Source organism: Erwinia sp. S43 (assembly GCF_016624745.1).
GTDB classification, from domain to species: domain Bacteria; phylum Pseudomonadota; class Gammaproteobacteria; order Enterobacterales; family Enterobacteriaceae; genus Erwinia; species Erwinia coffeiphila.
This window is the reverse complement of the sequence record NZ_JACVTX010000048.1, coordinates 1-14,194: the sequence shown is the minus strand read 5'-3', so window position 1 is coordinate 14,194 and position 14,194 is coordinate 1. Positions and strand designations below refer to the sequence as shown.

Sequence of the window (14,194 nt, the reverse complement as noted above, 5' to 3'; positions counted from 1 at the left end):
CGCATCCCGGCCACTGTTCAGCGTCAGGTTCCGCCCGGCGTCCGCCGTTGTCTCCGTGTGCGTCAGGCTGCTGCCGTTCTCGTGGCCCCGGCTCTGACTGGCGCTCGCCGAGAGGCTCAGCCCCGCCGCACCGCCGCCCACCGACAGCCCTGCGCCCACGCTACCGCCGTGGCTGCTGCTGTGCCCACGGCTCTGCGTGCTGTTTTTGCCCGAGGTCAGGCTGATGTCCCGGCTGGCCGACAGCGCCATATCCTGCCCGGCCTTCAGCTGCGCCCCCTCCACATTCAGGTCGCCCGCCGTCGCCGCGATATGCATATCCCGACCCGCCTGCAGCTGACTGCCTGAACTGCTGTGCTCTTCCTGCCGCTGCTCCGAGGTCGATTTCTGCTTACCGTAGCTCAGCGTCAGTCCGGCGATGTTGCCGTCGCTGCTGCTGCCCGTGGCTTCCGCCGCCAGCTGCGCCGCCTGGGCGGCCTGATAGCCGGTCAGCGCCGCCTGCGTGCCCTTCAGCGCCGCCAGACGACAGCTATCCTCTTTTTTCGCCGCCTTCACCTGATGCACCGCGGTGTTCAGCGCGCTGCCCACCGTACCGGATAACCCCATCGTCAGGCCACGGCTTTCTGATTCGCTTTTCGTCAGCGAGGTGTGGCTGTTCTCCGCCGACGTGATGCTGACGTTTTTACCCTGCACCGTCAGATCCTGACCGGCCACCAGGTCACTGCCGTGAACGGTCGCCGCGTTCCCCGCCTGCAAAGTCAGGCTCCCCGCGCTGCTGCCCGCCACGCTGCCCTTCTGCACGTTGCTGCTTTCATCGTGAGTCAGTTTCTGCGACGAGTGCCCCAGCGAGAAACCTATCCCGCCGCTGCCGCTGAAGCCGGATTTTTTCTTCTGCTCAACCGAGGCAGAGTGATCGGACTCGGCTGCGGTGGTCAGCGTCAGGTTGTTGCCCGCACTCAGCGTCACATCATTTGTGCCCAGCAGGTTGCTGCCCGATGCGGTCAGATCGTTCCCCGCCATCACCTTCAGCGTGTCGCCGGAAACGGTGCTGCCCAGCGCGCTCTGCTGATGCGTCTCGCTCTGGATTTTCGTGGTGGTCTTCGACATCAGACCGTGTTTTTTCCACTTCGCGCTGGTTGACTGATCCCAGCCGGCTTCCCCGCTTGTCAGATTCAGGTTATTGCCCGCCAGCAGCGTGGCGTCGCCGCTCGTCGTCACATCCGCCGCGCGCAGGTTCATATCGCGCCCCGCCTGCATCAGCAGGCTGCCCCCGGCGCTGACAACGGAACCGATATCACGGCTTTCCAGCGTGCGGTCGTAATTCTCACTGTTGCGGGTGTAGTCGGTGGCGTGAGAGGTCTTCGCCGTGTCCAGGGTGATATCGTTGCCTGCGATCAGCCGGGTGGTGCTGTCGCGGCCCTGACTGCTCACCACGCTGGCCGTCAGCTGAATATCATGACCGGCGTTCAGCGACAGCAGGCCGCCGTCGTTCGTCACCCCGATCCCCGCCTGGCGGCCCAGCCAGCTCTCGCTGCCCCGCTGTTCGCTGCCGGTCAGGCTGAGAATATCATTCCCGGCCTGCAGGGTGAGCTGGTCGCCGCCTTTCAGCTGCCCTGAAAGCAGCGAAGATAGTTCAGGACGTCAATGGTTGTGAAGAGTCAGGTCACGCAGATTGTTGCGCACTTAGAAGGGATAAATTTATTAAAGCAGGGCTGAGATGCTGGAACACCAGGCCTTAGCTAACCACGTGCAACTAAACAGGGGTTGATTACAGCTGAGCAGCATCATAAGTCAGGAACAGATATACCCACAACAACACGGGCTTATACTGTGGGCTACGTCCGGGATTCACGGACATTTGAACCGGCACCGGCTGTCACCCTGAAGGGGAACTGGCTGGCTGAGGCGGGATTTGAGACCGGCACACCGGTTGATGTGCAGGTACGGCTCGCGAACCTGCATTACCTCCCGAGCCACAGATTATGCAGACGATCAGGAAGGTCTGTAAGCTGTCGGCCCGCAAGCAGCGGCAGGTGACGGAGCTGATCGAGGTGATCAGCCGACCACAGGCCAGGAGCGGTAACTGACTGAACGACAGATAATTAAATCCCGGCTCGGTGGCCGGGATACTTTATAATTATACCAAAGGTAACTCTTTTCTAGCCTTTTCAGCCCAAAGTGGGTTCATTTTTCCTAGATATTCGATCAATTTTGGGAAGATTATTTTCCTGCAATCTTCGGACTCATCGACTCGATGTATTAATTCATACTCCACAGCCATTTGATGAACTACGGGATAAATAATCCAATAGAGCAACTCGTCTAAATCTTTGGTAGATTTTCTTGAAAATTCATAGCCTCTCTCCGAATAAATATAGTCATAGCGATCCTGGGATATATGAAGATATGGCTTTCCGTAATCTGATGGTTTAGTTAATATAATCAAATCGTTACGAGGAGCATTAACCTTAAGACCTAACCGAAAAGCCTCATTCTGTATTACACTTATATCTTCCATTTATTTAATCTCCTTCAGATAGCCTTTATCAATGAGCCATTCGATATTAACCCGTTGTTCCATATTAGGCAGTATTTGAACACCTCCACCAGGCTCACCGAAAGCAGGAGCTATTTTTCCCTGTATCACAGGCAATGGCTTCACAACCTCATATTCGTAATATTTCTCAGCTTTTGCACCTGGAGCCAGTGCTCTTTCCCCGTAAGGTGTTCCTTTCGGTGCTAAGAATGACCCGCTCGGTTCACCATATCTGTCTAAACGGGTTCCTACAGGGATCGTCGTCTTAACCGGTTCTCCCGCAAAGCCTAATTTTTCCGGCCAGTTCCAATTGTATGGATCCCGACGATACTTATCATATTGTGACCAGTATCCAGCCTCTTCATCAACAGCAAGCTTTCCAGGTACCGGAGTCGGAGATCTTCCGGATTCAGAAGGCTGTTTAACTGCACCAGTCCCAGCCGGTTTCTCCGTCAGCCCCTTCATCCCATAAATCGCACCACCAATAGCCGCCGTGGTATGAACGCCAGCCATCGCGGTATAGAGGCCGTCCGCTGCTTCCTTACTCACGCCCCAGTTTTCAGCAATCCGGTTTACATTCGCCTCGCGCTCCGCTTTCGCGTCTGCTGTAGCATACTGCCGTATCAGCGCGTCAACCTGACCTTTACCTTCCTTATAGACGGTGCCCATATTACCAACATACTGGCCGTCGAGCTGCTCGTCGTAACTCTTCGCCATCGCAGCCAGTTCCTGGCGCATCCCCTGGCAGGCTGCGGATGATAGACCCTCACAGGCTGCATTCAGCTTCGCATCAAACGCTTTATCCTTCGCGTTCAGGTCACTGATTAACTTCTCAGCCTGCTGTTTCTGCTTTTCATCCTTGATATACGGCAGTGACCACTTCGCATCCTGCCGCTGTTTTTCATCCTGAGAGGACAGCGCATTATTCTCAACCGAGTTCTTACCCGCCTGCGCCCCGGCCATTCCATCCGCCGCACTGCCGCCCGTTATACCTCCGGCCAGTCCCGCCGCCAGTGTGCCCAGCACACTGACCGTCTGTTTCTCCGTTTCCGTCAGATCACTGACCCGTTTACCCGGGTAGAGCTGATTCATCACCAGTTGCGCCATCAGCTCGCCACTGACCGCTCCGGCTGCGCCCGCTGCCGCACTGTTTCCGGCCTCGTAAGACACGATGGCACCCACTACCGCATGCGCCATCGCCCGGCTCGCTTCATCCGGGGCCAGTTTGTGGATCTGCTCGGCCAGATACGGCGCAGCCGCACCGGACAGCGCTTGCCCAAGATCATGCCCCGCAAGACCCTGTATCGCCGCGGTTGCGGCCTGGATACCCTGCTGGATCGCGCCCCCCGTTCCCCACGGGGCCATCGCATTGTTATACGCCTGCTGCGCCACATCAGATTCGGTATAAGGCCTGCCCCCGGCAGCGAGTTGTTCTCTCGCCGCATTCAGCGCGGCCGGGTCTTTCGCCGCCTTCTGCCCGGCTATCTGGCCCTGGGTTGCCGCAATGTCTATCGCCTGCGAACCAATCTCCCCAATCACCTGCGCTTCCTGCAGCCGTTTCTGCTCTTTCTCCTTATCAAAGATCGGGCTCAGGCCGTTTGCGGCGTGCTCCGTATCGCGGTCCAGCGTTGCCACATCCTGCTGCTGTTTATCCTTGTCGCGGATGATTATCGTGCCGTCTTCCACTGCCGCATGCGTGGTGCTGCTGTCATGCCCGCTGCCGTTGGCGCCGACCAGCGTGTTGTTCGCCATATTGCCGACAAACTGCCCGCCCACGCTGCCGCCTGAGCTGATACCCGCGCCCTGGTGTTCGGTTTTATAATCCGCCTGATTATGGATATCGCTCCAGCCCAACGTGCCGGTATCCAGCCGGTTCTTCTCTTTCTCCGCCGTGCTGGCTATCACCCCGCCGTCCAGCTGCGTGTGGCTGCCCACTGTGATATCAAACCCGCCTTTCCCGGCGAACAGGCCGGTCTGCTCCTTCACGCTGGCGAAGTCGCTGTTCATCTTATCCCGACTGCCGCTCAGGCTGGCCGAGCCGCCGATACCCGCGCCCCCGATGACACTGCCGCCGACGCTGCTGCCGGTCTGCTTCATGTCGTAGTGGTCGCGGTCCTGCTCGCTGGCGATCAGCAGGTCACGCCCGATGTCGGCTTTCACCGACTCCCCGCTGACCTGCGCGCCCTGCAGCAGCGCGTCACGGCCGCTGTTCAGCGTCAGGTTCCGCCCGGCGTCCGCCGTTGTCTCCGTATGGGTCAGGCTGCTGCCGTTCTCGTGGCCCCGGCTCTGATTTGCGCTCGCCGAAAGGCTCAGCCCCGCCGCACCGCCGCCCACCGACAGCCCGGCGCCCACGCTACCGCCGTGGCTGCTGCTGTGCCCACTGCTCTGCGTGCTGTTTTTGCCCGAGGTCAGGCTGATGTCCCGGCTGGCCGACAGCGCCATATCCTGCCCGGCCTTCAGCTGCGCGCCCTCCACATTCAGGTCGCCCGCCGTCGCCGCGATATGCATATCCCGACCCGCCTGCAGCTGACTGCCGGAAGCATCGTGCTCTTCCTGCCGCTGCTCCGAGGTCGATTTCTGTTTACCGTAGCTCAGCGTCAGTCCGGCGATGTTGCCGTCGCTGCTGTTGCCCGTGGCTCCCGCCGCCAGCTGTGCCGCCTGGGCGGCCTGATAGCCGGTCAGCGCCGCCTGCGTGCCCTTCAGCGCCGCCAGACGACCGCTCTCTTCTTTTTTCGCGGCCTTCACCTGATGCACGGCGGTGTTCAGCGCGCTGCCCACCGTACCGGATAACCCCACCGTCAGGCCACGGCTTTCTGATTCGCTTTTCGTCAGTGAGGTATGGCTGTTCTCGGCCGACGTGATGCTGACGTTTTTACCCTGCACCGTCAGATCCTGACCGGCCACCAGGTCACTGCCGTGCACGGTCGCCGCGTTCCCCGCCTGCAGCGTCAGGCTCCCCGCGCTGCTGCCCGCCACGCTGCCTTTCTGCACGTTGCTGCTGTCGTCGCGGGTCAGTTTCTGCGACGAATTCCCCAGCGAGAAGCCTATCCCGCCGCTGCCGCTGAAGCCGGATTTTTTCTTCTGCTCAACCGAGGCAGAGTGATCGGACTCAGCGGCGGTGGTCAGCGTCAGGTTGTTGCCCGCACTCAGCGTCACATCGTTTGTGCCCAGCAGGTTACTGCCCGACGCGGTCAGGTCGTTACCCGCCATCACCTTCAGCGTGTCGCCGGAGACGGTGCTGCCCAGTGCGCTCTGCTGATGCGTCTCGCTCTGGATCTTCGTGGTGGTCTTCGACATCAGACCGCTTTTTTTCCACTTCGCGCTGGTTGACTGATCCCAGCCGGCTTCCCCGCTTGTCAGATTCAGGTTATTGCCCGCCAGCAGCGTGGCGTCACCGGTCGCCGTCACATCCGCCGCGCGCAAGTTCATATCGCGCCCTGCCTGCATCAGCAGGCTGCCCCCGGCGCTGACAACGGAACCGATATCACGGCTTTCCAGCGTACGGTCGTAGTTCTCGCTGTTGCGGGTGTAGTCGGTGGCGTGGCGAGTAGTTACATGTCTACCTCAAGGAGCAGCAGTACCCCTGCCCAGAATTTGAATACATCCACATACTGAGGAAAATATTTTAATTGTTGGCCTATAAGAAGCACCAGGTTGGAAAGATCATTGAGAGGATCAGCAAGCCACAGAGCCAGGCTGATAACTGATTGTATTATAGACAATAAATCCCGGCTTTATGACCGGGATTTATTTAAGTCTAATAAGGCAAACAGTAAGCACCTTCTAAAGCTTCATACTGTCTGATCGCGTCTTTACCTTCAGCCACGTACTCAACATCTATCGGTTCTGGTGGATAATCTTTTGTATAATTCCCCTCCAAAAACGAACGATACTGTTCTAGTACATATAATGTTTGCTCAATTGTTAAAAGAACCTGTTGTTCTTCAACATATTCACATCCAATAAATACCTTATCCTGAGTAACCATCACCCAGTGAGCATTTCCTATTCCGAAATTGCCATCGGTTGCTATGCCTGATGCAAGATTAGTTAGATTTTTTACCCATATATCAACAGAATTAATTCCATATTGAATATCATTGGATAACCAACTAGAGACTTCACGAACTCCATAGCCTAATAGAGCACCATTATTGGAATTACGTACTTCTCCTCCAACAGGAACGAACGAGTTACTTTTTTCATTCCACCAGAACTTTATTTGATCATTTAACATTATTTTTTCCTACCGCCATACACAGGCCATGCTGTCGCACCCGTTCCATCTGGTTTTCCGTAATAACCTTGTATTTCAAGACCACTTAATGATTTCCCGCTCCACATTTCTGTATTAGGTATTTTTTCAGAGTTTTTGAACGCACTTTCAATTTCCTGAGCGGTTTGACGTTTTGACCATTCTTCAGGGAAGAAGGTAGTCATAGTTTTCTTTGGCACCCACTGCCCTGTTGACGGATCTCTTACAGAGATATAGCCCGTTGATACACCATTAGCATCTGCCGTACCGGTGACTTTATCAATTTTAATATTTGGGTCGCGAATGTAATGCCCCCCAGAACCAACTTTTGTCCCATCCTTAAGCGTTTTCACTTCTCCATTGAGTATATGATCCATTCTGATATAAGCAGTTTGTGAACCTTTCCCGGCTTGTTCTTTGACCAATTCCAGCGGTGTCGATGAAGGTTTAAAGCCATCAAGATACTCACCCGTTTTCCATGACGGATTATTTTTTACCGCATTAGCCGCCACAGCCTCAACTTTCGCAGCAGCCGCTTCGGCCGCTGTTTTACCAATCCCTATCGCGCCACCAGCTCCTACGCCTCCCGGAACCAAAGCTTCTGCTGTGGCTATACCTGCATCATTCAAACAAATCATAGGCGTTGATTTACAACCAGCGAGTACTGCTCTGGCAAGTACTGCTACCTCCGCCGTGGCGGCGACGATTGTTACTTCGCCTGCCGCTACTATCAAATTACCTTTTGCTACTCCTGCGGCGATATTTGCCTTACAAGCCGTATCGCAGTCAGGAGTTTTACCCAGCCAGAACCCAAGATCTGAACCAGCAGCGCCTAGCGCATTATTGTCCGTCGAATTCTTACCCGCCTGCGCCCCGGCCATTCCATCCGCCGCACTGCCGCCCGTTATACCGCCCGCCAGTCCCGCAGCCAGTGTGCCCAGCACGCTGACCGTCTGTTTCTCCGTTTCCGTCAGCGCACTGACCTGTTTGCCGGGGTACAGCTGATTCATCACCAGTTGCGCCATCAGTTCGCCGCTGACCGCTCCGGCTGCGCCCGCTGCCGCACTGTTTCCTGCCTCGTACGACACGATGGCACCCACCACCGCGTGCGCCATGGCACGGCTCGTTTCATCCGGAGCCAGTTTGTGGATTTGCTCTGCCAGATACGGCGCAGCCGCACCGGACAGCAGTTGTCCCACATTACCGCCAGCAAGACCCTGTATCGCCGCCGTTGCGGCCTGGATACCCTGCTGGATCGCGCTCCCTGTGCCCCATTCCGCCTGCGCGGTTTTGTAGGCTGACGAACTGGTCAGCAACCGGTCATACGCTGCCCGTTCCTCAGGCGTCGCATCGCTTCCCGGTGACCTGATGCCTTTCGCTTCCAGCTCTGCTTTACCGGCGTTTATCGCCAGGATTTTGCCCTGGGTTGCCGCAATGTCTATCGCCTGCGAACCAATCTCACCAATCACCTGCGCTTCCTGCAGCCGCTTCTGCTCCTTCTCCTTATCAAAGATCGGGCTCAGGCCGTTTGCGGCGTGCTCCGTATCGCGGTCCAGCGTTGCCACATCCTGCTGCTGTTTATCCTTGTCGCGGATAATGATCGTGCCGTCTTCCACCGCTGCGTGCGTGGTGGAGCTGTCGTGCCCGCTGCCGTTGGCACCGACCAGCGTGTTGTTCGCCATATTGCCGACAAACTGCCCGCCCACGCTGCCGCCTGAGCTGATACCGGCGCCCTGGTGTTCGGTTTTATAATCCGCCTGATTGTGGATATCGCTCCAGCCCAGCGTTCCGGTATCCAGCCGGTTCTTCTCTTTCTCCGCCGTGCTGGCTATCACCCCGCCGTCCAGTTGCGTGTGGCTGCCCACGGTGATATCAAACCCGCCTTTCCCGGCGAACAGCCCCGACTGCTCCTTCACGCTGGCGAAGTCGCTGTTCATCTTATCCCGGCTGCCGCTCAGGCTGGCCGAACCGCCGATACCGGCCCCCCCGATGACACTGCCGCCGACGCTGCTGCCGGTCTGCTTCATGTCGTAGTGGTCGCGGTCCTGCTCGCTGGCTATCAGCAGGTCACGCCCGATGTCGGCTTTCACCGACTTCCCGCTGACCTGCGCGCCCTGCAACAGCGCATCCCGGCCGCTGTTCAGCGTCAGGTTCCGCCCGGCGTCCGCCGTTGTCTCCGTGTGCGTCAGGCTGCTGCCGTTTTCGTGGCCCCGGCTCTGACTGGCACTTGCCGAGAGGCTCAGCCCCGCCGCAACGCCGCCCACCGACAGCCCTGCGCCCACGCTACCGCCGTGGCTGCTGCTGTGCCCACTGCTCTGCGTGCTGTTTTTACCCGAGGTCAGGCTGATGTCCCGGCTGGCCGACAGCGCCATATCCTGCCCGGCCTTCAGCTGCGCACCTTCCACATTCAGGTCACCCGCCGTCGCCGTGATATGCATATCCCGACCCGCCTGCAGCTGACTGCCTGAACTGCTGTGCTCTTCCTGCCGCTGCTCCGAGGTCGATTTCTGCTTACCGTAGCTCAGCGTCAGTCCGGCGATGTTGCCGTCGCTGCTGTTGCCCGTGGCTTCCGCCGCCAGCTGCGCCGCCTGGGCCGCCTGATAGCCGGTCAGCGCCGCCAGCGTGCCCTTCAGCGCCGCCAGACGACCGCTCTCCTCTTTTTTCGCCGCCTTCACCTGATGCACCGCGGTGTTCAGCGCACTGCCCACCGTACCGGATAACCCCACCGTCAGGCCACGGCTTTCTGATTCGCTTTTCGTCAGCGAGGTGTGGCTGTTCTCCGCCGACGTGATGCTGACGTTTTTACCCTGCACCGTCAGATCCTGACCGGCCACCAGGTCGCTGCCGTGCACGGTCGCCGCGTTCCCCGCCTGCAGCGTCAGGCTCCCTGCGCTGCTGCCCGCCACGCTGCCTTTCTGCACGTTGCTGCTTTCATCGTGAGTCAGTTTCTGCGACGAATTCCCCAGCGAGAAGCCTATCCCGCCGCTGCCGCTGAAGCCGGATTTTTTCTTCTGCTCAACCGAGGCGGAGTGATCGGACTCGGCGGCGGTGGTCAGCGTCAGGTTGTTGCCCGCACTCAGCGTCACATCGTTTGTGCCCAGCAGGTTGCTGCCCGACGCGGTCAGATCGTTCCCTGCCATCACCTTCAGCATGTCGCCGGAAACGGTGCTGCCCAGCGCGCTCTGCTGATGCGTCTCGCTCTGGATTTAGCAGTGTCAGCTAATCGTGTTAATCGGGATGATTAGGAGATAGGAGACGATAGCTGATCGAATAACAGATAAGAAACCCGGCTTAAATAACCGGGTTTTTCATTAAAAAAAATCATCTTGCGTTAGTTGTTTTCCTGTAGGAATAACCTCATCCTTATCAAAAGATAAAAGATATTCTTCGTCATAAAGTTTTACAGAGTAACCATAAAGAACACCATCCTCCTCACTCACTCCCATAACGCCACCTTTCTTCCCTGCATATTTTTTATTTTGGCAATCAGAAGATATTTTTACTTCCTGATAAAAACCTATTTTATTTTCCATTAAGTATTCCCCTTAATCACTTATGCGTTATTCTTCCATCCAGAGATACATTCAAATGTGAACCATCTCTTGTTGCCCAGCCAAGCTGAGCTTTGCCCTTAGGTGATAGCTGGACATCCCATTCAAATGCCTGCCCTACTGTACGAGATGGCCCTTTAACCCACTCGTTACCGAATTTATCGAGATACCCATTATTTGGTCCCCTTGGTAGTGGATTAGTAGAAGAATAATTACTGTCAGGTACAAACCGAATTTTCCCTTCCGTTGGAAGTTCTACGTATTTTATACGCCCTTTGGTAGACCACGGTTTAGCCGCGCTTCCTGTTCCCCCTGGATTAAAAGGCGGTTCATCTACATATCCTGGAATTTTACTGGCGTTGGAAGATTGCGGTTCTACTTCCTTCCCAGGTTTCGGCAAACTCCCCGCCCCCAACGCGCCATAGACCAGGTTACCTAGCCCATCAGCGCCAGTTTTCAACAACGACGCTTCAAGCCAGCCACACTTCCCGGCGCACTGATCTATGATATCAGCATACCATTGAGCCGAAATTTCATAAGCGTTGCCAGCCATATTATCCTGCTGACGCAGATCTGTATAAGTCTTATCATCCAGTTCTATTTTCGCACGTGTATCTGCAACACAGGCGGCGTTACCTGAATCCCAGCACGATTTCAGCTTCTGAATGTTCTCCGCTGATTCTTTCGCCATATCCTTACGGATATTCTGTTCACAACCCGCATTTCCGTTACACGCCTTGTACTTTTCAGCGTATTCCTGTGGATGCCCCTGGCTCAGAAAGTTATTCTCAGTCGAGTTCTTACCCGCCTGCGCCCCGGCCATTCCATCCGCCGCACTGCCGCCCGTTAAACCTCCCGCAAGGCCCGCCGCCAGTGTGCCCAGCACACTGACCGTCTGTTTCTCCGTTTCCGTCAGATCACTGACCCGTTTACCCGGGTAGAGCTGATTCATCACCAGTTGCGCCATCAGCTCGCCACTGACCGCTCCGGCTGCGCCCGCTGCCGCACTGTTTCCGGCCTCGTAAGACACGATGGCACCCACTACCGCGTGCGCCATCGCCCGGCTCGCTTCATCCGGGGCCAGTTTGTGGATCTGCTCGGCCAGATACGGCGCAGCCGCACCGGACAGCGCTTGCCCAAGATCATGCCCCGCAAGACCCTGTATCGCCGCGGTTGCGGCCTGGATACCCTGCTGGATCGCGCCCCCCGTTCCCCACGGGGCCATCGCATTGTTATACGCCTGCTGCGCCACATCCGATTCGGTATAAGGCTTGCCCCCGGCAGCGAATTGTTCTCTCGCCGCATTCAGCGCGGCCGGGTCTTTCGCCGCCTTCTGCCCGGCTATCTGGCCTGGGTTGCCGCAATGTCTATCGCCTGCGAACCAATCTCCCCGATAATCTGCGCTTCCTGCAGCCGCTTCTGCTCTTTCTCCTTATCAAAGATCGGATATACCAGCATCCATCACGAATACCGTACCGATATCATCGTAACATGGTACAGCCGCAGCCCCTGCCAGCACCTTAAAGGCAATTGGCTGGAAGAAGCCGGATTTACGACAGATACACCGTTTACTGTGACCGTCGAGCATGGATAACTGGTGATTCGTCCGCTGGCTGAGTGAAAAATAAAGATCCCGGCTCAAGTGGCCGGGAGCTTTATCAATTAAAGACATTTATATGACTGACTGTTATTTTAGTCATGAACGAGCATCATAACGCTCATCCTGAATAATGTAAGGCTCTGCAACATCTACCCATACAACATTCGCCATCTTTTGCCATTCTGTCGGATTTTTTTGTTTTGCAATATAATCTCTGATTAACTTAACAGCTTGGTTAAAACCTACCTTATCCAACTCTACAAATGAATAAAATTTTAGATACTCACCTTCTTCAGATTTAATTATTTCATGTAACTTTGGATGATCTGGTAAGAGCACGGCATCCAGAAGGTTACCAAAGGCATCCCAATAATTCCCGTTAACAAAGCCTCCAGTTCTTTGAAAATTACTTTCTCTCTGCCCATTATCATTCCAACCTATAAATAAACATGCACCCATACCATTACCTCATAATAATAATTTTATCTTGCTGTGCTTTAGGTAGTGTTTTTATATAATCCATGAATATTTTTTGGTTAGCAGACGTTAGCACTCTAAAATCGACAGGCACAAAGTCAGCTTTTTGCAAATGTTCCTGGATAACATCTCTCCCACTACCAATATTCATATTTTTCTCATAAAACTTATTTAATCCATCTATTTCCTTTTGCGACAATCTATCGGTCGTATACATGGCATCGACGGTTTTACCTTTATTAGGGCCTGACGTAATTACAAAATCTGGTGAAGTTCCTGATTTTGCTCCGGGCGAAGGTGTATAGCGCTCCATAGTGCCAAGAGCAGACTCTAATTGTGCGGCAGATGCAGCTTCTGCCGGTTTTAGCTTACCGTTACCCCCGAGGTCTGGCGTATTAAGTCTGTCATGACCTTCCAGTGGTGTGACATTTATTTTTACTTCGTAAATACCATCAGCATTCTTAGCCAACTGATTCGCTGTGTCCGGCACATGCTCAAGTTTCGGTATCTTTTTGCCTAGTATAACATCCGCCAGTATTCCGCCTGTGGCCTCCAACGCAGCCTGATTACCCATAGCAGCCAGCGAGATCGTATTAGCCACTGCTGACCATGTTTCACTCTTCATCAGAGATTTCACACTATCAGCCACCGCCTGATTCTTTCCTGACAGATCACCTAGTGCTTTGTCACAGTAGCTGTCGCGCACAGCACAGGTCGTTAGTGCCATAGCAACATCTGCACCATAATCAGCAGCACCCAATGCTGTGTCACCAGTACTAGCCGCTGCATTAATTACGCTGTTAACCATTGCAGATAACGAGCCTTCACCCAGTTTATCCCTGACCAGGCTTTTCCAGACATCAGCACTTTGCTTCACGGCTTCGCGGACTTTATCTCCCGACAACGAGTTATTCTCAACCGTCGTCTTACCCGCCTGCGCCCCCGACACCGCCGACTCCGTACTGCCTCCTGCCAGTCCGCCCGCAAGCCCTGCTGCCAGCGTGCTCAGCGCACTCACCGTCTGCTTCTGCGTCTCGCTCAGGTTGTTCGCGTCCCAGCCCAGGCTCGCGATAATCGCCGGAGCCATCATTTCCGCTGTCGCGGCTCCCGCTGCTCCTGCCAGCGCATTATTTCCCTGCGCTTTTGCCAGCGCCGCATTCACCGCCGCATGCGCCATCGTCCGCGCAGCCAGTGCATCCGCACTTTCCCCCGGAATGGCTTTCGCAATCACCGTTGCGATATACGGTGCGGCACCGCCTGCAATCGCGGCCTTCAGATCACTGCCCGCCAGTCCCTGTATCGCCGCCGTTGCCGCCTGGATTGCCTGCTGGACTTTTCCACCGGTGCCCAGACCCGTCGCCGTGAACGCCTCGTTATAGAAGTTCTGATAAAGCTGCCCGCTGATATCTTTATCGGTGGCAGTTTTGCCCGGATTGGCTTTTTCCCAGTCCTGCTTCGCCTTTTCACGGTCGGCGTTTGTGGCGCTATCCATTTTACTACCGGCCACTTTCTGCGCCGCAATCTCCCCCTGCGTCCTTGCAATATCCCCAACCTGCGAGCCGATCTCCCCAATCACCTGCGCTTCCTGCAGCCGCTTCTGCTCCTTCTCCTTATCAAAGATCGGGCTCAGGCCGTTTGCCGCGTGCTCCGTATCCCGGTCCAGCGTTGCCACATCCTGCTGCTGTTTATCCTTGTCGCGGATAATGATCGTGCCGTCTTCCACCGCTGCGTGCGTGGTGGAGCTGTCGTGCCCGCTGCCGTTGGCACCGACCAGCGTG

11 protein-coding genes and 1 pseudogene are annotated in these 14,194 nt (G+C 55.9%); 2 read left to right on the top strand and 10 right to left on the bottom strand.

Annotation, left to right across the window (positions count from 1 at the left end; genetic code table 11):
• The coding region (locus IBT47_RS26445; protein ID WP_200564176.1) for a hemagglutinin repeat-containing protein at positions 1–1,494 on the bottom strand (1,494 nt) is incomplete at its 3' end.
• 333 nt (positions 1,495–1,827) lie between these two features.
• Here IBT47_RS26445 and IBT47_RS26440 point away from each other — a divergent pair.
• Positions 1,828–2,034, top strand: a complete 207-nt coding sequence (locus IBT47_RS26440) for a SymE family type I addiction module toxin (protein WP_370569963.1) — start codon at positions 1,828–1,830, stop codon at positions 2,032–2,034.
• 100 nt (positions 2,035–2,134) lie between these two features.
• On the opposite strand, the gene IBT47_RS26435 is transcribed toward IBT47_RS26440, so the two are convergent.
• The 7 genes and pseudogenes from IBT47_RS26435 to IBT47_RS27415 all read right to left on the bottom strand — a co-directional run bounded on the left by IBT47_RS26435 (position 2,135) and on the right by IBT47_RS27415 (position 11,591).
• Positions 2,135–2,515 (bottom strand): Imm63 family immunity protein, encoded by a 381-nt coding sequence (locus IBT47_RS26435; RefSeq protein WP_200564174.1) that lies wholly within the window; start codon positions 2,513–2,515, stop codon positions 2,135–2,137.
• On the bottom strand, positions 2,516–5,830 hold the full coding sequence (locus tag IBT47_RS26430; protein WP_370569962.1) for a hemagglutinin repeat-containing protein: 3,315 nt from the start codon (positions 5,828–5,830) through the stop codon (positions 2,516–2,518).
• A gap of 54 nt (positions 5,831–5,884) precedes the next feature.
• Positions 5,885–6,037, bottom strand: a pseudogene (locus tag IBT47_RS27420) (hemagglutinin repeat-containing protein); the annotation flags it as partial.
• Between the two features lie 253 nt (positions 6,038–6,290).
• Positions 6,291–6,770, bottom strand: coding sequence for a hypothetical protein (locus IBT47_RS26425; RefSeq protein ID WP_200564171.1), 480 nt, complete (start codon positions 6,768–6,770; stop codon positions 6,291–6,293).
• Entirely contained in the window at positions 6,770–9,994 is a 3,225-nt protein-coding gene (locus IBT47_RS26420) for a hemagglutinin repeat-containing protein (RefSeq protein ID WP_370569961.1), read from the bottom strand. Before IBT47_RS26420 ends, IBT47_RS26425 begins: the two co-directional genes overlap by 1 nt.
• A gap of 105 nt (positions 9,995–10,099) precedes the next feature.
• Positions 10,100–10,321 carry an Imm31 family immunity protein gene (locus IBT47_RS26415; protein ID WP_200564166.1) on the bottom strand — a complete coding sequence of 74 codons (222 nt, stop codon included), beginning with the start codon at positions 10,319–10,321 and terminating at the stop codon, positions 10,100–10,102.
• Positions 10,322–10,337: 16 nt separating this feature from the next.
• Positions 10,338–11,591 (bottom strand): polymorphic toxin type 17 domain-containing protein, encoded by a 1,254-nt coding sequence (locus IBT47_RS27415; protein WP_370569959.1) that lies wholly within the window; start codon positions 11,589–11,591, stop codon positions 10,338–10,340.
• 189 nt (positions 11,592–11,780) lie between these two features.
• On the opposite strand from IBT47_RS27415, the gene IBT47_RS26405 reads away from it, so the two are divergent.
• Positions 11,781–11,933, top strand: a complete 153-nt coding sequence (locus tag IBT47_RS26405) for a SymE family type I addiction module toxin (RefSeq protein ID WP_370569960.1) — start codon at positions 11,781–11,783, stop codon at positions 11,931–11,933.
• A gap of 102 nt (positions 11,934–12,035) precedes the next feature.
• Here IBT47_RS26405 and IBT47_RS26400 read toward each other — a convergent pair whose 3' ends face one another.
• Together IBT47_RS26400 and IBT47_RS26395 are read right to left on the bottom strand one after the other, a co-directional pair.
• Positions 12,036–12,398 (bottom strand): hypothetical protein, encoded by a 363-nt coding sequence (locus tag IBT47_RS26400; RefSeq protein ID WP_200564162.1) that lies wholly within the window; start codon positions 12,396–12,398, stop codon positions 12,036–12,038.
• Between the two features lie 4 nt (positions 12,399–12,402).
• The coding region (locus IBT47_RS26395; protein ID WP_200564160.1) for a VENN motif pre-toxin domain-containing protein at positions 12,403–14,194 on the bottom strand (1,792 nt) is incomplete at its 5' end.

What these genes read in the sequence shown, in the direction of transcription:
- IBT47_RS26435 (WP_200564174.1), bottom strand. Translation starts at nt 2,515, where the DNA reads ATGGAAGATATAAGTGTAATACAGAATGAGGCTTTTCGGTTAGGTCTT.
- IBT47_RS26430 (WP_370569962.1), bottom strand. Translation starts at nt 5,830, where the DNA reads ATGTCGAAGACCACCACGAAGATCCAGAGCGAGACGCATCAGCAGAGC.
- IBT47_RS26425 (WP_200564171.1), bottom strand. Translation starts at nt 6,770, where the DNA reads ATGTTAAATGATCAAATAAAGTTCTGGTGGAATGAAAAAAGTAACTCG.
- IBT47_RS26415 (WP_200564166.1), bottom strand. Translation starts at nt 10,321, where the DNA reads ATGGAAAATAAAATAGGTTTTTATCAGGAAGTAAAAATATCTTCTGAT.
- IBT47_RS26400 (WP_200564162.1), bottom strand. Translation starts at nt 12,398, where the DNA reads ATGGGTGCATGTTTATTTATAGGTTGGAATGATAATGGGCAGAGAGAA.